Annotated in this window: 23 protein-coding genes; 21 read left to right on the top strand and 2 right to left on the bottom strand. The window is 33.6% G+C overall.

Annotated features, from left to right (window positions below):
* The first annotated feature begins 171 nt into the window (after positions 1–171).
* The 5 genes from DOK78_RS12755 to DOK78_RS12735 all read left to right on the top strand — a co-directional run bounded on the left by DOK78_RS12755 (position 172) and on the right by DOK78_RS12735 (position 3,151).
* Entirely contained in the window at positions 172–588 is a 417-nt protein-coding gene (locus tag DOK78_RS12755) for an ArpU family phage packaging/lysis transcriptional regulator (RefSeq protein ID WP_207871916.1), read from the top strand.
* 277 nt (positions 589–865) lie between these two features.
* Positions 866–1,261, top strand: coding sequence for a phage holin family protein (locus DOK78_RS12750; protein WP_207871918.1), 396 nt, complete (start codon positions 866–868; stop codon positions 1,259–1,261).
* A 47-nt stretch (positions 1,262–1,308) separates the two neighbouring features.
* Complete coding sequence (locus DOK78_RS12745; protein ID WP_207871920.1) at positions 1,309–2,004, top strand: peptidoglycan recognition protein family protein; 696 nt, start codon at positions 1,309–1,311, stop codon at positions 2,002–2,004.
* A gap of 21 nt (positions 2,005–2,025) precedes the next feature.
* A complete protein-coding gene (locus DOK78_RS12740) occupies positions 2,026–2,406 on the top strand; it encodes a transcriptional regulator (protein WP_207871922.1) in 381 nt (126 codons plus the stop codon).
* Positions 2,407–2,500: 94 nt separating this feature from the next.
* Complete coding sequence (locus DOK78_RS12735; protein WP_207871924.1) at positions 2,501–3,151, top strand: peptidoglycan amidohydrolase family protein; 651 nt, start codon at positions 2,501–2,503, stop codon at positions 3,149–3,151.
* Positions 3,152–3,472: 321 nt separating this feature from the next.
* Here the strand turns inward: DOK78_RS12735 and DOK78_RS12730 are convergent, their stop codons facing one another.
* Positions 3,473–4,306, bottom strand: a complete 834-nt coding sequence (locus DOK78_RS12730) for a MurR/RpiR family transcriptional regulator (RefSeq protein ID WP_207871926.1) — start codon at positions 4,304–4,306, stop codon at positions 3,473–3,475.
* A gap of 188 nt (positions 4,307–4,494) precedes the next feature.
* Between DOK78_RS12730 and DOK78_RS12725 the strand changes: the two genes are divergently transcribed.
* The 5 genes from DOK78_RS12725 to DOK78_RS12705 are packed head-to-tail and all read left to right on the top strand — an operon-like array spanning position 4,495 to position 8,173.
* Positions 4,495–4,974, top strand: coding sequence for a PTS sugar transporter subunit IIB (locus DOK78_RS12725; RefSeq protein WP_207871928.1), 480 nt, complete (start codon positions 4,495–4,497; stop codon positions 4,972–4,974).
* A 12-nt stretch (positions 4,975–4,986) separates the two neighbouring features.
* Entirely contained in the window at positions 4,987–5,739 is a 753-nt protein-coding gene (locus DOK78_RS12720) for a PTS mannose/fructose/sorbose/N-acetylgalactosamine transporter subunit IIC (protein ID WP_207871930.1), read from the top strand.
* Entirely contained in the window at positions 5,739–6,557 is an 819-nt protein-coding gene (locus DOK78_RS12715) for a PTS system mannose/fructose/sorbose family transporter subunit IID (protein WP_207871932.1), read from the top strand. The genes DOK78_RS12720 and DOK78_RS12715 overlap by 1 nt, the downstream gene beginning before the upstream one ends.
* 16 nt (positions 6,558–6,573) lie before the next feature.
* Positions 6,574–7,773 carry a M20 family metallopeptidase gene (locus tag DOK78_RS12710; RefSeq protein WP_207871934.1) on the top strand — a complete coding sequence of 400 codons (1,200 nt, stop codon included), beginning with the start codon at positions 6,574–6,576 and terminating at the stop codon, positions 7,771–7,773.
* 13 nt (positions 7,774–7,786) lie between these two features.
* Positions 7,787–8,173, top strand: coding sequence for a PTS sugar transporter subunit IIA (locus DOK78_RS12705; RefSeq protein WP_207871936.1), 387 nt, complete (start codon positions 7,787–7,789; stop codon positions 8,171–8,173).
* Between the two features lie 156 nt (positions 8,174–8,329).
* Here the strand turns inward: DOK78_RS12705 and DOK78_RS12700 are convergent, their stop codons facing one another.
* Positions 8,330–8,689, bottom strand: a complete 360-nt coding sequence (locus tag DOK78_RS12700) for a Fur family transcriptional regulator (RefSeq protein WP_243430456.1) — start codon at positions 8,687–8,689, stop codon at positions 8,330–8,332.
* A 160-nt stretch (positions 8,690–8,849) separates the two neighbouring features.
* Here DOK78_RS12700 and DOK78_RS12695 point away from each other — a divergent pair, with 160 nt between their 5' ends.
* The 11 genes from DOK78_RS12695 to DOK78_RS12645 are packed head-to-tail and all read left to right on the top strand — an operon-like array spanning position 8,850 to position 19,727.
* Positions 8,850–9,860: a CobW family GTP-binding protein gene (locus tag DOK78_RS12695; protein WP_207871940.1), complete on the top strand. Its 1,011-nt coding sequence runs from the start codon at positions 8,850–8,852 to the stop codon at positions 9,858–9,860.
* A 13-nt stretch (positions 9,861–9,873) separates the two neighbouring features.
* Complete coding sequence (locus DOK78_RS12690) at positions 9,874–11,541, top strand: nucleoside recognition domain-containing protein (protein WP_207871943.1); 1,668 nt, start codon at positions 9,874–9,876, stop codon at positions 11,539–11,541.
* An 18-nt stretch (positions 11,542–11,559) separates the two neighbouring features.
* A complete protein-coding gene (gene dcd, locus DOK78_RS12685) occupies positions 11,560–12,090 on the top strand; it encodes a dCTP deaminase (RefSeq protein WP_207871946.1) in 531 nt (176 codons plus the stop codon).
* Entirely contained in the window at positions 12,087–13,202 is a 1,116-nt protein-coding gene (locus tag DOK78_RS12680) for an NAD(P)/FAD-dependent oxidoreductase (protein WP_207871948.1), read from the top strand. Before dcd ends, DOK78_RS12680 begins: the two co-directional genes overlap by 4 nt.
* A 28-nt stretch (positions 13,203–13,230) precedes the next feature.
* Positions 13,231–13,911: a class I SAM-dependent methyltransferase gene (locus tag DOK78_RS12675; RefSeq protein ID WP_207871951.1), complete on the top strand. Its 681-nt coding sequence runs from the start codon at positions 13,231–13,233 to the stop codon at positions 13,909–13,911.
* A gap of 3 nt (positions 13,912–13,914) precedes the next feature.
* Entirely contained in the window at positions 13,915–15,474 is a 1,560-nt protein-coding gene (locus tag DOK78_RS12670) for an ABC transporter substrate-binding protein (protein WP_207871954.1), read from the top strand.
* A gap of 1 nt (position 15,475) precedes the next feature.
* The gene (locus DOK78_RS12665) at positions 15,476–16,414 is read left to right on the top strand and encodes an ABC transporter permease (RefSeq protein ID WP_207871957.1); all 939 of its coding nucleotides are present in this window, start codon (positions 15,476–15,478) and stop codon (positions 16,412–16,414) included.
* A complete protein-coding gene (locus DOK78_RS12660) occupies positions 16,411–17,190 on the top strand; it encodes an ABC transporter permease (RefSeq protein WP_207871960.1) in 780 nt (259 codons plus the stop codon). The genes DOK78_RS12665 and DOK78_RS12660 overlap by 4 nt, the downstream gene beginning before the upstream one ends.
* The gene (locus tag DOK78_RS12655; protein ID WP_207871964.1) at positions 17,187–17,900 is read left to right on the top strand and encodes an ATP-binding cassette domain-containing protein; all 714 of its coding nucleotides are present in this window, start codon (positions 17,187–17,189) and stop codon (positions 17,898–17,900) included. The genes DOK78_RS12660 and DOK78_RS12655 overlap by 4 nt, the downstream gene beginning before the upstream one ends.
* Positions 17,890–18,570 (top strand): dipeptide/oligopeptide/nickel ABC transporter ATP-binding protein, encoded by a 681-nt coding sequence (locus tag DOK78_RS12650; protein WP_207871968.1) that lies wholly within the window; start codon positions 17,890–17,892, stop codon positions 18,568–18,570. Before DOK78_RS12655 ends, DOK78_RS12650 begins: the two co-directional genes overlap by 11 nt.
* Positions 18,567–19,727, top strand: a complete 1,161-nt coding sequence (locus tag DOK78_RS12645) for a GTP-binding protein (RefSeq protein ID WP_207871971.1) — start codon at positions 18,567–18,569, stop codon at positions 19,725–19,727. The genes DOK78_RS12650 and DOK78_RS12645 overlap by 4 nt, the downstream gene beginning before the upstream one ends.
* The last annotated feature ends 146 nt before the right edge of the window (positions 19,728–19,873 follow it).

Raw genomic sequence — 19,873 nt, 5'->3', positions numbered from 1 at the left:
TATTCATAGAGCTAGTAATAGATGGCACATGCTTTTGAATATTTTGGCGAAATATTTTCTAAATTCCCAAACATGTGCGTAGCTTACTTTGAGTTTCTACTAAGCAATAAAATTTTTAAGAAAACTCTAAACTAAATAAATATAACTATTAGAGAATGGGAGAAGTTAGAGATGATATTAACGAAAAAAGTTAATTTATACCAAACACGAAAAAATGCAAAAAATGTGTTGAAGCATTATCGACGATTAGAACGGATAGCCGGTCGTTCACAAATTGATATTCGTTCGTCAATTATTACAGACATGCCACGTAGTAATAGTAGAAACAATAAGCATATTGAAGATGTCATTTTACAACGGATAGATGCAGAAGGAGAACGTGACGCAATTATTATAGCATTATTAGCCTTAAAACTTATTAGCAGACGGATACTCTATTATTCGTTTTGTACCCCAGAACATTTTTCTAATCTTGGAATTGCTACTAAATTAGGCTATTCATTAAGATCTATTGAACGATTAAAAGCCGAAGCACTTGTTGAATTTGCTGAAAGCTATAAACAAGGAAACTTGATTAGTTATCAATAATTATGCGGTTTTATCGCGGTATTTATGTGGTTTTAGTGCAAAAAAAGATGCTAAAATGATAGTGTCATATTTAGATATAAGAGGGTCAAAGTTTTTTATCTTTAAAAAATAGAGAGATGTCTGGTTAGTTTTATATTGAGATGATATTTGACGTCATCCAATTGTATGGAAACATCCGTCAAGGGATGTGATTAATTTGAGTTTTTAACCGTATCATTATTGATGCGGTTATTTTTTATCGATCATAGTATAAAAACAGAAAAGGAAAGTGAGTTTAATGGATATGAACATGATTATATGGGCAGAAACAATGATGCAAAATGAGTATGGGAGGGTGTTAATCTGGTTAGGATTCATTTTATTTTTGATGGCAGTGGATGTTATCACGGGATTTATCCAAGCATACGTAAATCGAAAGTTAAAATCAGGAAAGATGAGTACCGGCTTACTCAAAAAATTTGCATTGTTGATAGTTCTCGTTGCTATTGTCCCCTTAACAATTTTATTGCCGGATATTATTTCCGTCAGTGTAATTATTGGTGTCTATTTGCTGGAAACTTTAAATGAGATGGTGAGCATTATTGAAAACTTAAATAAGTTAGGGGTTGCTACAGACATATTTGAACCTATTATTAAAAGATTAAATAACAAAAATATGAATGAAAAGGATTAGCAGAGAAGCTATCCTTTTTTGTTTTACAAAAATTAGGAGGAATTAATATGTTACCAATCAATAAAAAAATTAGCACATACAATCATTATGGCTATAACAATATTAAATATATTGTAGTACATGATGTAGGTACACGTTCCACTGCAAAAAATAATGTCGATTACTTTAGTGGAGGCAACCGCAATGCATCTGCTCATTATTTTGTAGATGACACAAGTATTTGGCAATCGGTAGAAGATAGCAAAGGGGCTTGGCACGTAGGAGATGGTAATGGAATTTATGGTATTAGCAATACAAATAGTATAGGTGTTGAAATGTGTCTCCCTTCAGGTTCAGTTACAACAAAAACAGAAGCAAATACCATCGAATTATTACAATATTTGATGAAGAAATACAATATTTCAATTGATCGAGTAGTTCGTCATTATGATGCTAGTCGTAAGAATTGTCCTGCTCAATTTAATTTGGATAAAAAGTGGACACGCTGGTATGTATTTAAAAATAAATTGATGAACGATGCAAAAGCTACGTTCACTGTTTTTACAAGTAAATTTAAAATTGGGGACATCGTAACTGTCCAACTGCTTGCTGACAAATACCAAACTGGGCAAAAAATTAAAAGTTTTGTAAAAGGTAATAAATACACAATCAAACAAGTAAAAATTGTTAATCAATCTATGTCTAACTATGCATATTTATTGGGAGGGATTAATAGTTGGGTTTTAGAACAAGACTTAAAATAAATGTATTATTAGGAGGAAAATATGAATAAAGCGACTAGAACACATATCAGATCTTTACTTTGGAAATATAAAGTTATTAAAAAAACATTACGTGACTTTTCTGATGTCATGAACAATCAAGAAAATATTTTTTTAGAGTATCCATTTATAGGAATTGAGAATTGTTGGACCATGAATCAAATTGTTTTCCATAAAATGTTTTTACAGATTATTTCTGATATTTTAGATGACTCAACTTCAGAAGTACAAGCGATTTTTAACTCTAAATATTTACATGGTCATCCAAGTAAAGAGAATGCAATAGTAGCTATGGAAACTTTTTTAAGTGAATCAACAGTCAAACGAAGAGATAATGAATTTTTAAAAGAAATTGCAGAACGTCTAGGCTGGTTATCCGTTTGACCTTTCTAGCTCAGTTATATGCATTAAACTTCTTATATAAGGCATATGTCTACCATGGACGCATGGAAAAATAAAATTTCAGGAGGAACAAACAATGGGAGATATTAATAAAATGATTCAATGGTTTAAAGATCGAGAAGGAAAAGTTACGTATTCAATGACCAATCGTTTAGGACCTAATAGTTATGATTGTAGTTCGGCAGTTTATTTATCCTTAATTGCAGGTGGTTTTTTACCAAGTGGAACAGGAATTGGTAATACAGATTCACTATATTCATTAGAAGGAACATTACTTACACCAATTTCTAGAAGTCAAGTAAAGCGTGGAGATATCTTTGTAGCAGGAGTAAAAGGTGGTTCAGGCGGTTCGGGTGGACATACAGGTGTCTTTCTAGATAATGCAACAATTATTCATTGTACTTCTCCAAAAAACGGTATTGCAACTACTCCAGCAACAGGTTGGATGGGAGATTACAGTGGGTTACCTGTATATTTTTACAGATTGCCTGTAACAGCACAACAACCAGAATATTATAATCAAACAGGATGGTATGAGATGTTAAAAGATGATACCTTTTACATTGAAAAAGAATTAACCAATCGTTCTGGCTGGTCAATGAAAACAGGTTCTAAAATTGCGATTGATGAAGTAGTGTCTAGTGGTACTATGAAACGCGGTAAAGTTCGTTTAGGAGCATACGATCGTTACATGTCTTTGAATAAAACAATTGTTAAAAAAGTATAGTCTTTATTTTGGATTAAAACAAACAGCCCTCTGTCTACCAGAGGGCATGTACATAATAAACTTACAAACAACATAAGAATTTTGGGGATGGGATTGGTTGTTGTCTGTATATGAGTTAGTTGTAACATAAAAAGACACGTTATAACCGAAAATATCTCAAACGTATCAAATTCATGCCTGAACGCAAGTGTTATTCATTTTTCTGCTATCTAATATTTAGTAGTATTTGTATTTATCAATAGTACTTAAATTATAAAAGGACGCTAAAAAACTATCAATACTTATGTAACAACATTGATAGTTTTTTTCATATAGGATTATTTATTTTGTATAAGGTAAGGCGTGGCGGAACTGTTCCAAATGAGAAATAGTTTTTTCTGGATCAGATGAAATTGTCAGCGTAAATAAAATATCAATTAAAACTAACTGAGAAACACGTCGCGTATAGATTCCAGCATTTTTAAAGTCTAACTCTTCAGTTGGTGTTAGAAAAACAACATCAGATTTTTTCACAAGAGGTGTATTGTCAAAGCTAGTAATTGAAATAATTGGGACCTTATTTTTTTTCAACAGTTCCACTAAACGGAGAATATCTGGATTTTTACCACTATGAGAAATAATAAATGCACAAGAATTTTCATTTAGTTTACCCGCTTTTAATAACTGCATATGATATTCCAAGTTGAATTCGACATCTAACGGTGTTCGTAAAAATTTATGATAGGCATCCAAGGCAATAGGGGTTGATCCACCCAACGCAAAAAATACAATTTTGTTACTGTTTGTTAAAAGTTGTACGGCATTCGTTAGATTTTTGTAATCGATTAGCTGTGCGGTATCTTCCAATGCTCGAATATTTGAATCAAATACTTTTTTTACCAACGCTTGCGTATCTTCATTACCATCAACACTATCGAGTAGTAATTTGTTATGGTCGTTGGCTAATAAAACGGTGAGCTCTTTAAATCCAGAAAGCTTTAATTTCTTAGAAAATAAAAAGATGGTAGATTCTGCTACACCGCAAGCTGTTGCTAATTCAGAAATTGTCATATTTTTTGCCTCTTGGGCATGATCTAGCAGGTAATCTGCAATTAGCTTTTCTTTTTTAGTAAATGATAGATAATTGATTTGAATTTTACTTTTTAAATCTTTCATATGTATTCCCCTTTAAAAAATTTCGAAAAAAACATTTACTTTTCGAAAAAATTTGATATTATAAAAATAAGTTTTAAATAAATTAGCAAAAATCGAATTTTTTTTATTTTATATTGTTTAGTATAACATAAAATGAAAAGGCTTTACTGATGGTTGCTAAATTAAAAGGAAAAATGGAGGTTTTTTTGATGGGGAAAATTGGATTAGTAAGAGTAGACAGTCGGTTATTGCATGGACAAGTTGTCACTAGATGGATCGGACAGGTTGGTGCTAAAGAAGTGATTATCATTGATGATACTTTAGCAAAAGATGAATTTATGATTGAAGTTTTTGAAATGGCAGCTCCGGCAGGTGTGAAATTAATTGTGAAGTCAGTTGCTGAAGCAAAAGAATTTTTGGACGCAAAGAATTTAGAAAAATCAATTATTTTATTTAAAGGAATCCCTTCATTATTAGATGGAATTGCTCATGATTTACCATTAGAAGAGATTCAGATTGGTGGTATTGGTGGCGGTGCAGGACGTGTGGTTGTATTTAAAAATATTACTTTAACGAAAGAAGAATATGAACAATTAAAAAAATTAGAAGCAGATGGAAAACACATTTTCTTGCAAACGGTTCCAGAAGAAAGAGAAGTCAAATTAACAAATATTGCCAATAAATTCTAAGGAGGAAAGTAAATGACAATTATACAAGCTATTATTTTAGGTGTTTTATTTTGTTTTTGTCGAATGGGGATTTTATATACGTGGCCTAAAAATATTCCATTATTTGGAGCACTGTTAATTGGAATCGTTTTAGGAGATGTCCCACAAGCAATGATTATTGGCGCAGCGATTCAAGCGATTTATATGGGTGTGATTCAACCAGGTGGAAATATTCCGACAGACCAAGTGTTAGCCACTTTTATTGCTGTACCAATTGCATTGCAATCTAATCTGGAACCGGCTGTTGCCGTAACTTTAGCTGTGCCTGTTGGGTTGTTGGGGGTGCTATTAGATTATATTCGTCGAACTGTCAATGCGGCTTGGATTCATATGGCTGATTCTTATGCTGAAAAAGGCAATACGAACGGTATCATGCGCGCGCATTTTCTATATCCTACGTTGGCGTTAATTGGTATTTATATCATTCCTGTCGCAATTGCAATCTATCTAGGGCCAAATGCAGTTAACGCTTTTATGGAGATTGTTCCTGATTGGATTATGACTGGACTACAAGTAGCTGGCGGGATTCTTCCTGCGTTAGGATTTGCTATTACAATTTCAGTGATTGGGAAAGGAAACGTTATTCCATATTTCTTATTTGGTTTCTTCTTGTTCCAGTACGCTTCACAAGTGAATACAATTGCCTTTGCATTGTTTGGAATGTTCCTAGCATTCTTGCATATCACATTTACTAAAAATAAAACTGAGGAAGCGGGGGCTTTATAATGGAACAAAAAGAAAAATTACTCACTAAAAAAGACATACGACGTTCTTGGATGTATTGGTTAGGTACATGTGAGCTTTCTAATTCCTTCGAACGTTTGCAAACGCTTGCTTTCGCTGCATGTTTAGCTCCGATCTTTAAGAAGTTATATAAAGATGATGAGGAATTAAAATTAGCTTTGAAACGGCATCTAACTTTCTTCAACACGGAAGGAATTTGGGGAAGCTTAATTCACGGAATTGTCATTGCTATGGAGGAAGAACGAGCACGTGGCGAAGATATTTCAGATGAAATGATCACAGGGTTAAAAACCGGATTCATGGGACCCTTGGCTGGAATTGGTGACACCGTAGACTGGGGAACAATTCGCCCTATCGTAATTGGCTTATTTCTGCCATTAGCTTCTGCTGGTAGCTGGATTGCTGGTTTAGGACCTTTTGTCATTGTTAGTTTAATTACTTCTTCAATCAGTTATTATCTATGGCATTTAGGTTATCGTGTGGGACGTAAAAGTATCCTTCAAGTATTAAAAGACGGGCGCATCAATCAATTTATTACAGCATCTAGTGTACTAGGAATGTTTATGATGGGAATTTTATCTTCACAATATGTAAAAATTTCTTTGAAACCAGAAATTGTAGTAAACAATGAAACGACCACAATTCAGTCTTACGTGGATCAAATTCTACCAGGCTTATTACCAGTGACTGCAGTATTTATCATGTACTATTTGATTCGCTATCGCAAAGTAAAATACACTAATATTTTATTAGGCGTATTAGCAATTTCGTTACTAGGTGCATTAATTGGGTTATTTTAGTTTGGAGGGTATTTGAATGTTAGAGGAAGTAAAAAATAGAATTGAACGAGAGGTTGATGAAAGAAAACCTGAATTAATTGAGATTAGCGATTATATTCATAGTCATCCAGAGTTAGGATATGAGGAATTCTTAGCTGTTGAAAAAATCACCACATATTTGAAACAACAAGGTGCAGAAGTTGAATCCAATTATTGTGATCTGGAAACCTCGTTTAAATCAACGCACATCCAAGGTGAAGGGGGTGTACATTTTGCTATTTTAGCGGAATATGACGCCCTACCCAAAATTGGTCATGCTTGCGGACATAATATTATTGCGACTTCTGCTGTGGGTGCCTATCTAGCAACCAAAAAAGTAATGGAAGTATTTAATATTTCAGGAAAAGTTTCTCTTATCGGTACACCAGCTGAAGAAGGTGGTGGCGGTAAAATCAAACTAATTGAACGAGGCGCATTTCAAGATGTAGATGCTGCAACAATGGTTCATCCAACTTCGGGAACCACTCGTATTGCTGGTCGTTGTACAGCCACATATAAATTTTTAATTGAATATACAGGACGCTCTGCCCACGCAGCAAGTCAACCTTTTAAAGGAGTTAACGCATTGGATGCAGCAAATTTATTTTTTAACGCAGTATCAATGTTACGTCAGCAAGTTACTTCAGATGTTCGCTTATCTGGTATTTTGGTGGAAGGTGGAACAGCCACGGGAATGATTCCTGACTATTCTAAAATTGAATATAGTATTAGATGTATGGAGGAAGACGAACTTCCTAGCTTAATAGAACGTGTTCGTAACTGTATTCAAGCAGGCGCTTTGGCGACTGGGTGTGAAGTGAAAATAACAGAAGAAAAAGGCTATGGTGCAAGAACATTCAGTCGAATTTTAGGTGATATTTGTCGTAAAGCATTAGAAAGTTTAGGCGAAGAAGTTTTACCTGATTTTCCAGATGATTTCGGTTCAACTGATTTCGGTAATGTAAGTCAACTTATTCCGACGACCAATCCTTATTTTAGTTTGAATAAAACGCGAGTATCTCTTCACACGCCCGAATATGAAAAGTTAGCAGGTTCACCTATTGGTCATACTGCCATTGAGCGTTCGGCAAAAGCCATGAGTATGACCGTGATTGAGAGCTTCTTGAATCCGACTATCATTGAAGCGTCCAATCAAGAAAACCAGAATGCAATGAATGTAAATACAAGACCCAGATAAGGAGCAGATAAAGTTGGTTGGAATTTTATTAGGAAGTCATGGATATTTTGCTAAAGAAGCATTAGCTAGTGCAGAAATGATTGTTGGCAATCAAGAAAATATTGCTAGTTTTTCGTTAGAAGAACAAATGGATTTAGAAGCAACCATTTTAAGTGCACAGGAATCCTATCAATCATTAGATAGAACCTCAGGCGTTTTGATTTTGACAGATATTCAAGGAGGAACTCCGTCTAATGTGGCGATGGTAATTCAAAGAAAAAATGAAAACACGTATGCTTTAGCTGGTTTCAATTTACCTTTACTAATTGAAGCTTTGCTAAATAGAGAAAAGAATGTCACGGATTTAGTCTCTTATTTAGAAGAACTTTTTCCAGCGACATTGAGTAATCTATCAAAATAATCTTAAGTATTTTATCAGCAAATATGGATATTGATAGAAAAATCTCGACTCTTATAAAAATAAGATGAGCATCATAATCAAAAAATAGTTTGAATTAACTAAACTGAATAGTATAAAACCATCTTATTTATTTCAATGAGATGGTTTTTTTATTTTTTATATACACTCTTCACATAACCCAAAAATCGTAATGTCATGCCCAGTAATTTTAAAATGATTTTGAGTAGCTAAATCGGGGAGAAATTTTTTGATTACACAACCAATGGGAATCATTTTTTGACAATTTGTACAAATCATAAAATGGTTATGTTCAGATTCTGCTAGATAAAAATAAGCGACGGTATTGACCACCGTTTTGTTAATTAATTTAGCCTCCAATAACTTATCCATTGTTCGATAAACAGTTGATAAGTTCATCTTGTCATCGCCGACTAAGTGATACATCATTTCAGCGCTTAATGCTTTTCCAGAATTTTCTTTGAATAAATCAATGATTGCTTTACGCTGCTTAGTCATTCGCACTTAAATCATCTCCTGTCGTTTAAAGTTTTCTGTAAACTGATTATATATTAAATGCAAATGATTTGCAATTAATGGTTGACGAAATAGAAGTTGATAGTTTAGAATACTTGCAAACGATTCGCAAAAACTGTTTTGCGTATAAGGAGGAATATCCATGTCTTTGATACCTGTGACAATTTTAACTGGATTTTTAGGAGCTGGAAAAACAACGCTGCTGAATCAATTGATGCAATCAAAAGGCGATGAAAAAGTCATTATTATCGTTAATGAATTTGGCGATACGAGTATTGATCATGAATTAGTTTTAGTCGATGAAGACGAACGAATTTTTCAAATGAATAATGGCTGCATGTGTTGTATCTTACGAGAAGATTTGGCTGAAATGTTTTTAGATATACTAACAATTGTTAAAGAAAGTGGCATTGCGATTCACCGAGTTATTATTGAAACAAGTGGTTTAGCCGAACCAAGTCCGATTGCTCAAACGATTGTTCGTACGCCACTTTTGAATGAACATTTTATGATTGATAGTATTTTGACCTTAGTTGACGCCAAAAATGCTGAATATCAATTAGATCATTATCCTGAAGCAACGGAGCAAGTCGCTTTTGCAGATCGCTTACTTCTAACTAAAACAGAAGCTGTTCCCAAACAAGAATTGCATGCATTAAAGCAAAAATTAGCTAAAATTAATCCTTTTATTGATCAAGAGTATGTCCATGGAAATTTACAATTTGCAGATTTAATTGGGTTACAATTATTTGACCATGGATTAGACAATGAAGATATTGAAGCAGACATTGATCATATGATTGATAATCACGAACACCATCATCACGACCATGAGTCACATGAACATCATCACGTTCATACACCAGTAAATAGTTTTGTGATTCGCCTGGAAGAAGCGTTACCTGAAAAACAAGTTATTCTATGGATTCGTCAATTGATTCAGCTATATGGCATGGATTTAATGCGTTATAAAGGTCTGCTAAATATAGAAGGTTACGATCAACCGGTTGTTTTGCAAGGGGTTAATATGGCTTTTCGGCTAGAAGAAGGAGAATGCTGGCAAGAAAAGCCCATAACTAAAATTGTTTTAATCGGAAAAGAGTTACCAGAAGCTGAGATTAGAGCACTATTAGTCAATCAGCATTTAACATAAAGGAGAAATTTCGATGTTAGAAAATAGTCAAACTTTTCCAGTATCTTCTATAGAAACATTGCTTGTAGGTTTTGAATCGGTTGGGAAATCAGGATTGTTTCGAGAAATGACTGGTGATAAAAGTGCTTTGCCTCAAAATGTTAAAGGTTCAACTACTTCAGCTACAAAAGGAACCTGTCAATTGAATCAATTAATTCAATTGACAGATTTACCAGGGTTGCAATTGGATATAGATAGTCAAAATATGCAAACGACGTTAGATTATTTGGAACAGGAAAATACATTATTACTAGTGGTAAAAGCACCACGTTTGAAAGAAGAATTACTGGCACTTTACGATAATTTACGTTTAAAAGGTCAAAAGGTAGCTGTCATTGCGACACATAGTGATAAATACCAGCCGACAAATACAGAGAAAAAACGAATTCAAGAATTATTACAGCTACCGGTCATCTGGATTAATACAAGAAAAATAACTGTAGAGCAACAAAAAAAAGTGATTCAATGTATCACACGAGCAGTCGTGTGGGGAGCTTCACGAAGTATCCTTACTTTTTTACCTACTTCTGCTGAAGGACAGCGAGACTTGCTGCCTCTTTTTCGTCATTCGTTTTTTGGCCCAATTTGTGCAAGTAGTGCGATTTTTTTGATGTTTGCTTTACCAGTAGTAATTGCTTACTGGTTTACTGGATGGTTAGAACCGATTGTCGAGCGTTCGTTATTAAATCCATTAATTACTTGGTTGTACGATGCGCCTTATCCTGTCCAAGAATTACTTACTGGCGATTACGGATTGATTACGTTAGGCTCATATTCTTTCTTATGGGCTTTTCCAGTCGTTTTTTTAATCAGTATTATGACGACTCTAACAGAAGAAATAGGGTTACAAGAACATTTGACGACAACATTAGATCCATGGCTTCGTAAAATTGGTTTAACGGGTAGAGATTTATTGCCTGTGATTACTGGATTTGGTTGCAATGTAGTCGCTGTTTTTCAAAGCAGAGGATGTAGTAGCTGTACTCGAACTTCATGTGTTTCTTTAATTGCTTTTGGTTCAGCTTGTAGTTATCAAATTGGAGCCACATTGTCTATTTTTAATACAGCTAAGGTCCCCTTTTTATTTGTACCTTATTTATTTTTATTGTTTATTGTTGGTGCCATACATACTCGAATTTGGCATTCAACAACCACTGAGTTAACACGAGTTGCTCCGTTACCTTATATTCAATCAGTCAATTGGCAGACATTTTGGTGGAAAATTACAAGCTCTATGAAACAATTCATTGTACAAGCCATGCCTATTTTTTTGATTATTTGTTTCATCGCATCAATTTTACAAATGTTCAATCTATTATCATTTTTAAATGGTTTAGCTTTTCCCTTATTAAGGTTTCTTTCACTACCCGTTGAAGCGGCGCCAGGATTACTTTTTTCCTTTATCAGAAAAGATGGTTTATTGATTTTAAATGAAGGACAGGGAGCTTTATTAGCGACAATCTCAACTTCACAATTATTTGTTTTTGTTTATTTGGCTTCGACTCTATCAGCTTGCTTGGTGACTTTATTGACTATTGGTAAAGAGTTAGGGTGGAAAAATGCATTTGCGATTGCCAGTAAACAAATGATAACAAGTATTGTTAGTACAGCAATTTTAGCTTGGAGTATCACTATTTTTTAAGAAACGAGGAATGAACAAGTGATTTTATCAGGAAAAAAGATTTTAGAACTACAAGGCAGTACTATTCACATTACACCATTTCGTCTGCAACAAATTAATCCGAATAGTTACAATTTACGGTTACACAATGAATTAGCTATTTATAAATCAACAACTTTAGATATGAAGAAAGAAAATGAACTTCAATTTTTTAAGATACCTCAAACAGGTTTTCTTTTAGAACCCAATCAATTGTATCTTGGTCGAACAATCGAACGGACAGAAACAAATGGCTTTGTTCCGATGTTGGAAGGACGTTCTTCAGTTGGACGATTAGGTTTAAATGTGCATGTAACAGCTGGTTTTGGTGATGTCGGTTTTTCTGGTTATTGGACGCTTGAAATGCATTGTTTAAAACCACTTTGGATTTACCCTGAGATTGATATCTGCCAAATCTATTATCATACAATTGAAGGTGACTATGACGACTATGTATCAGGCAAATATGCGAACAATCAAGGGATTCAGGGAAGTAAGTTATATTTGGATTTTGAGGAGAGAAGTAGATGAATAAAAAAATTGTTATTGTTGGAGCTGGAGCAGCAGGTATTGGTATGGGTGTTACATTAGTTGAGCTAGGTATTCGTGATTTTCTTATTCTTGAACAAAAGGAAATCGGTCATAGTTTTAAAAATTGGCCTCAAGAAACACGTTTTATTACACCTTCTTTTTCAAGTAATGGCTTTGGTATGCCTGATTTAAATGCTATTTCAGTGGATACTTCACCAGCATATACTTTAGGCAAAGAACGACTATCAGGAAAAGATTATGCAGAATACCTTGAACTAGTCGCAAAAGAATATCATTTACCTATTTTTACAAATAGTAGTGTGAATCATGTGAAAAAAGTTAAAGAGCAATATATTTTAGAGACTGATTTAGGTGAAATTATCGCAGATTATTTAATTTTTGCAGTAGGTGAATATTCATTTCCTAAACATTCTTTCGCTGGTAGTGAACATGCACTGCATTATAGTGAAATTGATACATGGAAGCAAGTGACTGGTAATGAACAAGTCGTTATTGGTGGGAATGAAAGTGGGATTGATGCCGCATTAAACTTAGCAAAACTTGGTAAAAAAGTGTCTGTCTATACCAATACCACAGGATTAACTGCAAAAGAAGCGGATCCTAGCATTCGGTTAGCTCCAATTACTCGTCAACGATTTATGGAATTTAAAGAAACAAACCAAGGTGAGATTAAAGTGTACCAAAAAGTTTGTATTGCAAACATTCAGCCCAATTCAGAAGGGTATGAAATACAGACGACAGATGGTAGAAGTATTTTTTCGAAAAATCGCCCCTTGTTGTGTACAGGGTTTATGAATGGCGCAGCTATACTAGCACCACATTTATTTGATACTACCTCAGGAAAGTTTGTTTTAAATGCTATTGATGAATCAACTATTTCAAACAATGCTTTTTTGATAGGTCCCAGTGTTCGCAATCAAGGTGTGATTTTCTGTTATATTTATAAATTCCGTCAACGATTTGCAATTATTGCCGAAGCAATTGCACAAAGAGAAAATGTACCAATTAATCAAACACGCTTGGCTTATTATAAACAACAAGCTTTTTATTTAGACGATTGCGCTAATTGTACAGTGGATTGTCAATGTTAAGAGAAAATTTCAATGGAGGAGAGAAAATATGGCATACGATAACTGGTGGCAAAAAGGAATAAATGGAGATCAAGAAATGGAAGACAGCCATAAAGAAGCATGGGAAAATGTTATTTCACTTTTGAATCCTAACGATGTAGAAAATAAGCAGATATTAGATTTTGGCTGTAACCAAGGAGGCTTTTTACGAGTACTGTATGATCAGCTTCCATATCAAAGTGCATACGGTATTGATTTAGCAAAAAAAGCAATTGCTGTTGCTAACGAAAGAGTAGGAGATTATCCGATTACTTATAGAGCTACAGGAGATGCATTAGCTTTGGAACAGTCATTTGATACGGTAATTAGTACATCTGTTTTGTATTTAATTGAAGATTTAGCAGCACATTTTCAAATGATTGCTCAAGTATTAAAAGAGGAGGGGACCTATTACGCCTCATTTGCAGATCAATCACAAAATCCTAGTTTTGACTATATGGAAGCTCAAATTAATCAGTATGGTGCCACAAAAATGCAAAATAAAACATTAACTGAAGTAGTTAATCAGTTGCTTGCACAGGATTTTTCCGTAGAGCTAATCAAGGAATACACAGATTCTATTTATGATGTGACAAATTATCAAGAATTTTATCGTTCAGTAGATGATTATATATTATCACTTGATAGTTCCTATTTGATTAAAGCTAAAAAGCGAAGGAAAGGAAAATAAAAGATGAAAATAGGCATAAAAATAATTTTTTCGGTACTTATACTTGTGTTTTTAGCGAGTTGCGCAACTCCTAATCAGCAATCATCTCATGGAATCCCAACGATTAGTATTGCCATTTCGGGAGATGCAAACGCTGAAAAACTAGATGCGACAAGTTATGATTCTGACATGCCTTTGTATGGTGCTGTCTATGAATCGCTTGTGCAGTATGGTGAAAAAGGTGCATATACGTCTGGATTAGCTGATAGCTGGGAAATAAGTGAGGATGGAAAAAAATATACCTTTCATTTAAAAAAAGATAGTAAGTTTTCTGATGGCAGCACCTTTGATGCAGAAGCAGTCAAATTTACCATTGAACGCGCAAAAATCAAAAATGAGACGACTACTCTTCAAACATTAATCAATTTAGAGAAAATTGAAGTACTTGATTCGTATACCATTGTTTTATATTTTAAGGAACCCTCGAATCAGGTCTTAGCCGAATTGAGTCAAACTAGACCACTACGGATAATGAGTCCTCATTCCGTTGAAAATAACGTAGTAACAGGAGTATTTAAAGAAGCAATTGGAACAGGACCATTTAAAATAAAAGAATTTACTTCTGAGCAGGTAACAATGGAACCTAATCCTTATTTTAATGGAAATCAACCTGTGACCTATCAAATTAAATTTAAAACAATTGAAGATGGTAGTTCTCGTACATTGGCCTTAAAAAGTGGTGAAGTCGATATTGTAGGTGGCACTCTAGGTAATATTACAGAAAAAGATAGTGAATTATTAGAAGCAGATGCTTCATTTACTGTTCATGCGTTTAAAGGAACAATGTCTCACTTTTTAGCATTTAATCCAGAAAATCCAGCATTAAAATCGCCCATTCGCCAAGCAATGGATAGTGCTATTAATAAAAAAGAGTTGTCCACGAAACAACTCAATGGACTATTTAGAGATAATGTAGAATACGTCACTTCAGACAATCAACCAACGTCTACTTATGATTTGAAAAAAGCACAAAGTATTTTGGAACAAGAAGGCTTTCAAAAAAATTCTCAAGGCTATTACGAAAAAGAGGGCAAAGAACTAGCTTTTAAATTAGTTATTCAAACGACTGAATTTCCTGAATGGAAAGAACAAGCCGAAGTGATAGAAAGTGAGTTGAAAAAAGCTGGTATCAAAGTAACGATTACAATTTTAGACAGTGAAAGTTATTATGATGTCCTATGGAATACAAAAGATTTTGATTTGATTTTTTATCGTACGTATACGGACGCATTATTGCCATATAATTTTTTGAATTCTTTATTTCATAATACCGCAGAGAGTCATGGTGTATTGGCAGATGATGTAGCATTAACAAAACTTTTAGATCAATCTGCATTAACCATTAATGAAACAACTCAACAAGAGATTTTTGATGGAATTTTAAAACGAATAAATCAAGAAACATTGGCAATTCCAATCGATTATAAAGATGAAATTTTTGTTACGTCAGAAAAAATTGCAGAATTTTCTTATTCAGGGTTGTCTGATGCACCTATTGATTTTAAAAATATTAAGGTGAAATAAAATGAGTGTCTCCTTTGTTATAAAAAAAACTCTCCGTTTGTTGATAAGTCTCCTACTATTTTCTTTCCTATTATATGGCTTGTTAGCTCTTTCAACTGGGGATCCAGCTCTAGGTGTTCTGCGGAGGTTAGGTGTAAATCATGTATCACCTGAAGCTTTGGAAACAACAAGAGTAAAATTAGGAATGGATGGTGCTTTTTTAGAACGTTATTTTAAGTGGCTTTTACAATGTTTACAAGGAGATTTTGGCTATTCTTTTCAATCGAATATAGCAGTCAGACAGTTAATGGTAGAAAAATTGAGTATTACTATGCAACTTGTGAGTAGTGCATTTATTATTTGTCTTTTTATGGCAGTAACAATTGGAAGTTTAATTGGAAATTTTCCTGCTTTGAATTGGTTGAATCAAATAGTATCAGTCGTGTTATCATTTCCAATTTATTGGATGGCCATTGCTACTATTTTTTTATTTGGTGTACAACTCAAATTGTTTCCTTTTGTTGGTAGCAGTACCACTTGGCATTTAGTATTACCGATTTTTGTACTTAGCCTATCAGAAGGTTGCTATTTAACGAAAATGACAGGTGATCTACTTTCAATCTCAGCTATTAGTGAGCGACAAACAATTGCTAAATTTCGTCATATTAAATGGTATTACCGCCTTTTTTATCAATTAAAAGACGTGTTTGTCCCGTTGTTAACTCTAAGTATGACGAGTTTGATTCATCTATTCAGTGGGGTTATTATGATTGAAATTATCTTTAGCATTTCTGGTATTGGAAAGCTTTTAATGGAGGCCATTTCTACTAGAGATTATCCAGTTATTCAAGGTATCACTTTATTACTTGCCTGTGTAACATTTGTCCTCAATTATGTGGTTGATTTGTTAATTCAAAAGATTGATCGTAGAATTCAACTTGAACGAGGAGGTCAGGCATGAAAAAGTATGGCACTGTCTTTAGCATAGGAATTATAGTTATCATTATTATTTGGCAATTAAAAGACCCCTATCTGATTGACAAACAGAATGCCTTGCAAGGTATGAATCTAAAACATTGGTTTGGTACAGATTATTTAGGGAGAGATTTATTTTCTAGAATAATTTATGGCACTATTTATTCCTCACTTCTAGCAATTTGTTCTTTGATAGGTGTAATCACTATTAGTTTAATTTTAGGTAGTTTTGCAGGATATAGTGGAAAATTAATTGACCTCATTATTACAACGTTTGCTGATATTCTAGTAAGCATTCCGACCTTGATTTTAACGTTAGTTTTTGCTGGTTTATTTGCTAATTCTTTGATGACTGTTTTAATCGCTCTCGTTATTAGTTGGTCGGGGAAGTATATTCGCTACATTCGTAACCTAGTCTTAAATATACGCAAAGAAGAATTTATCATATTAGCACCATTGCGAGGTTCTTATGGCAAACATACATTGTTTCATCATATTGTGCCTAACATTATTATCGAATTAGTGTCTTTATTTTTGACAGATATTGGAAAAATTATGTTAAGTATTTCTGGTTTATCTTTTTTAGGAATTGGGGTACAACCGCCAGTTCCTGAATTGGGCACTATTTTATTCGATGGCAAAGCGTATTTTTTTGTGGCTCCTTGGATTTTTATTTTTCCAGGAATTATTCTAAGTATCATCGTTTTAGGAACACAGTCCTTAGGTAAACACTTTAGAAATAAGTGTGGTGTTTCATTATGATTCAATTAACAAATTATTCCGTATTTTTAAGTGGAGAAGAATTACTCCAGTCTATTAATTTAACAGTAGAGGCAGGTGCTTTTTTCTGTTTGATTGGAGAAAGTGGTGGAGGAAAAACATTATTAAGTAAGGTTATTTTGGATTTACTTCCATCGAAATTTCAAACTAGAGGGACGAAATGCTGTGTTACTGAAAAAATGGAACTTATTTTGCAGAATCCGCTAGACAGTATGCAAAGTAATGTATTGATTCGCACACAATTTCATCATTTATTAAAATCTAAAGGTATTAAAGAAAAAGGAATACGTGAAAAAATGATGAAGCGAGCTATGCATCAAGTTGGTTTTATTGATAATTTGACTATATTAGACAACTATCCATATGAATTGAGTGGTGGAATGTGTCAAAAAACTGCCTTGGCTTTGGCACTTGTCTCTAACCCGGAAATTATTATTGCTGATGAAGCAACGAGTGCTTTAGATGTTCAAAGTCAAAGGACAATTTTAACTCTTTTGCAAAAAATGAATCGACAAGCCAATAAAACTATTTTTTTTATTACACATGACCTAGAATTAGTGCGACAATTTGGAACCCATGTAGGAATTATTAAAGAGGGGTGTTTATTAGAGACAGGCAAAGTGAACGATATTTTAACACATCCTAAAAACCAGTATACTAAGGAGTTGATTGAGATTTTTGATGACAATTAATTTATTAGAAGTGAAAAATTTAGAAAAAAAGTATGGCAATCAATTAGTGATTGAAGACTGTAATTTCCAATTGAATCAGAGACAGTGGTTAGGCATTGTTGGCAAAAATGGTTCAGGTAAATCGACACTTGTAAAAATGATTGTTGGTTTAGAAAAGTGTACGAAAGGAGTCATTTACTTAGAAGGAAAAAAGCAAGAAGATGTTTCAATGAAAAAATGGGTACAAACGATTCAATTAGTTGCTCAATACACACGTAAATCATTGGATCCGAGTAAAACAATTGAGCAGATTTTAAGTGAACCATTGATACAATTTCAGTTATGTCAGAAACAACAAATAAAAATGACGATTGAAAAAATTTTATTGGATTGCGACTTATCAAAAAAGACTCTTTCAAAACGTCCTCATGAATTAAGTGGCGGACAATACCAACGAATCTGTTTAGCAGTAGCTTTATTAGTTAAACCTAGGATTTTAATTTGTGATGAAGCAACTGCTAATTTAGATAAAATCAATGAGAAACGAATAATTAATCTACTAAAAAAACAAAAAAATATGGCTGTTCTTTTTATTTCACATAACTCTTCCTTAGTGAAAAAAACTTGCGATGATGTTATTTACATGAAGGATTTCCATTCATCCGATAAAGACAGGAGACTAATAGAGTGAGCATAAAAAACAATTCTGATAAACTTCCCATCACCGTCATTTCTGGTTATTTAGGATCAGGAAAAACGAGCTTACTTTTACATTTACTCAAATGTAAAGAGCAGCGTCGTATTGGTATCATTGTTAATGATGTTGCTGAAGTGAATGTTGATGCAAAAATTATTGAAAAATCACCGTATTTTACTGAAGAAGACCAGTTAATTCCGTTGCAAGCGGGTAGTATCAGCAGTGATTTAAGTGAGGAATTAATTGAAGCAGTAGCGAATCTAGCGAAATCACAGTGTGTGGACTATATCTTGGTGGAGTCTTCAGGAATTGCTCAACCGGATTTAATCGCTAACTATTTATCACAAGGAACTACTCGTCAACAAGAACCCCTTAATCAATTTTGCTACATGGATACGATGGTAAGTGTTGTGGATGCATACCGTTTATTGCAACAAGTTATTCCTGAAAATGGGAAATTCAATGAAGAATTTCAAAATAGCAATCAATTAATTATGCATCAAATTGAATTTTGCGACGTGGTTTTATTTAATAAAATTGATTTAATTCAAGAAAAAGAAAAGCAGTATTTAAGTGCTCTAATTAAATCAATTAATCCGCACGTAGCAATTATTGAAAGTACGTATTGTCAAGTACCCGTTCGTCAAGTGATGGATACGCAGCTGTTTAATCAACAAAAAGCGTTTGATTATTTTGAGCATAATCCTGTGATTGCTCAACAAGAGAATTCTGAATTTACGGTACAAACATTTGTTTATCGAAGGCGTGCACCCTTTCATCCTGAACGATTTGATGCTTGGTTAAATCATTGGCCTAAAGAGGTTATTCGCTGTAAAGGAGTCGTTTGGTTTGGAACACAACCGGAGAATGTTATCAACATTTCGCAAGCTGGTAGAGCAATGGATATCACACATAGTGGTTACTGGATTGCGACTCTAAAAAATTGGGAAATTGAAAAAATGAAAACAATTCGCCAGCATTTAATTGATATTTGGGATGATTATTATGGTGATCGTATGATTGAATTAGTCTTTATTGGAACGAACCTTAATCAACAAAAAATGATTCATGAATTAGATGAATGCCTGATGAAGAAAGAAGAAACAATCGTTGGTTTAAAAGATCCGTTTCAACCTCAAGTGGACAAGTAGGGAAAGCACTACTTGTCTTTTTTTATACACTTTTTGAATGATTTCACAGATTAAATTAAAAATAGCTTGTAATTTGTTAATAAGTAAATTATAATCTTTTTCATTGATAATGAGAATCATTCTCAATTTATAAATGAAAAGGAAGT

The sequence above is a fragment of the Enterococcus sp. DIV2402 genome, assembly GCF_017426705.2.
In the GTDB taxonomy this organism is placed as follows: Bacteria; Bacillota; Bacilli; order Lactobacillales; family Enterococcaceae; genus Enterococcus_F; species Enterococcus_F lowellii.
This window is presented reverse-complemented; position numbering and strand designations above follow the sequence as displayed.

Bases quoted from the DNA above. Each gene is read 5' to 3' on its own strand.
- DOK78_RS12755 (WP_207871916.1), top strand. From the start codon at position 172: ATGATATTAACGAAAAAAGTTAATTTATACCAAACACGAAAAAATGCA.
- DOK78_RS12690 (WP_207871943.1), top strand. From the start codon at position 9,874: ATGTTAGAAAATAGTCAAACTTTTCCAGTATCTTCTATAGAAACATTG.
- DOK78_RS12695 (WP_207871940.1), top strand. From the start codon at position 8,850: ATGTCTTTGATACCTGTGACAATTTTAACTGGATTTTTAGGAGCTGGA.
- DOK78_RS12660 (WP_207871960.1), top strand. From the start codon at position 16,411: ATGAAAAAGTATGGCACTGTCTTTAGCATAGGAATTATAGTTATCATT.
- DOK78_RS12670 (WP_207871954.1), top strand. From the start codon at position 13,915: ATGAAAATAGGCATAAAAATAATTTTTTCGGTACTTATACTTGTGTTT.
- DOK78_RS12725 (WP_207871928.1), top strand. From the start codon at position 4,495: ATGGGGAAAATTGGATTAGTAAGAGTAGACAGTCGGTTATTGCATGGA.
- DOK78_RS12735 (WP_207871924.1), top strand. From the start codon at position 2,501: ATGGGAGATATTAATAAAATGATTCAATGGTTTAAAGATCGAGAAGGA.
- DOK78_RS12700 (WP_243430456.1), bottom strand. From the start codon at position 8,689: ATGACTAAGCAGCGTAAAGCAATCATTGATTTATTCAAAGAAAATTCT.
- DOK78_RS12745 (WP_207871920.1), top strand. From the start codon at position 1,309: ATGTTACCAATCAATAAAAAAATTAGCACATACAATCATTATGGCTAT.
- DOK78_RS12730 (WP_207871926.1), bottom strand. From the start codon at position 4,306: ATGAAAGATTTAAAAAGTAAAATTCAAATCAATTATCTATCATTTACT.
- DOK78_RS12680 (WP_207871948.1), top strand. From the start codon at position 12,087: ATGAATAAAAAAATTGTTATTGTTGGAGCTGGAGCAGCAGGTATTGGT.
- DOK78_RS12665 (WP_207871957.1), top strand. From the start codon at position 15,476: ATGAGTGTCTCCTTTGTTATAAAAAAAACTCTCCGTTTGTTGATAAGT.
- DOK78_RS12675 (WP_207871951.1), top strand. From the start codon at position 13,231: ATGGCATACGATAACTGGTGGCAAAAAGGAATAAATGGAGATCAAGAA.
- DOK78_RS12720 (WP_207871930.1), top strand. From the start codon at position 4,987: ATGACAATTATACAAGCTATTATTTTAGGTGTTTTATTTTGTTTTTGT.
- DOK78_RS12710 (WP_207871934.1), top strand. From the start codon at position 6,574: ATGTTAGAGGAAGTAAAAAATAGAATTGAACGAGAGGTTGATGAAAGA.
- DOK78_RS12750 (WP_207871918.1), top strand. From the start codon at position 866: ATGGATATGAACATGATTATATGGGCAGAAACAATGATGCAAAATGAG.
- DOK78_RS12655 (WP_207871964.1), top strand. From the start codon at position 17,187: ATGATTCAATTAACAAATTATTCCGTATTTTTAAGTGGAGAAGAATTA.
- DOK78_RS12650 (WP_207871968.1), top strand. From the start codon at position 17,890: ATGACAATTAATTTATTAGAAGTGAAAAATTTAGAAAAAAAGTATGGC.
- DOK78_RS12740 (WP_207871922.1), top strand. From the start codon at position 2,026: ATGAATAAAGCGACTAGAACACATATCAGATCTTTACTTTGGAAATAT.
- DOK78_RS12715 (WP_207871932.1), top strand. From the start codon at position 5,739: ATGGAACAAAAAGAAAAATTACTCACTAAAAAAGACATACGACGTTCT.